The 842-nt window shown below is 59.7% G+C and carries 1 protein-coding gene; it reads left to right on the top strand.

From position 1 onward, the window contains the following. On the top strand, positions 1-842 hold an 842-nt coding region (locus CFR71_RS15880), incomplete at both ends, for a UvrD-helicase domain-containing protein (RefSeq protein ID WP_165832141.1).

The raw sequence follows: 842 nt of genomic DNA, 5'->3' as shown, positions 1-842 counted from the left end.
CGGTGATCTTCCCGTTCCACGCGCTCTTGCGCCCGTCCTTGACAGTCTGACGCCAGAACAGCGGCGTGCGGCGATGGCGCTGGGATATGTTCTGGTTCTGGCAGGGGCAGGCACCGGTAAGACCAAAACCCTGACAGCCGGGGTCGCAACCCGCGTCGAACTGCATGGCATGGTTCCTGGCCAGATTCTCTGTGTAACCTTTACCAACAAGGCCGCCCAGGAAATGCGCAAGCGCATCGGAGACGTTCTTGGGCCGTACTCGGTACCGACATGGCTTGGAACCTTTCATGCCCTGGCTGCTCGACAGCTACGGGCCGAGCCTGAAGTGGCGCAATTGCGTAGCGGCTTTGACATTCGTGACGCCGAGGACAGTCTCGCCATCGTCCGCCGCCTGATCAGGACTGTCCCGAAGGAAAAGCTTCCCGTGCCGCAGGAAGGAGCGCCAGGAGACGCGAGACAGATTAAAAAAATGGCCGAGCGGATTGCGCGGCTGAAAGAGGATCTGATCACACCGGTGGCTGCTTTCGCGCATGTTGAAAGCCTGATCGGCAGGCGACAGTCGGCGAATCTCCATGTGGATCACGAAAGCTGGCGCTTTGTCGTCGGGTTGTATGGTCGTTACCAGGCGATCTTGCGCGAGCAGAACGCGGCGGATTTTGGTGATCTGCTGATGTGGCCGACCCTCGCGATGCTGCATGATGCAGAATACCATCGCCGATGGTCCGCCCGTTTTACGGCCGTGATGGCGGACGAGTTTCAGGATGTGAACCGCGCCCAGTACCTGTGGCTCACGTTGCTTGGCAGGACGTCTGGTGAACTGTTCTGCGTGGGTGATGATTCCC

Origin of the sequence: Novacetimonas pomaceti (assembly GCF_003207955.1) — a bacterium.
Classification (GTDB): domain Bacteria; phylum Pseudomonadota; class Alphaproteobacteria; order Acetobacterales; family Acetobacteraceae; genus Novacetimonas; species Novacetimonas pomaceti.
The sequence above is the reverse complement of the archived record's forward strand: the minus strand, read 5'-3'. Positions and strand labels throughout refer to the sequence as shown.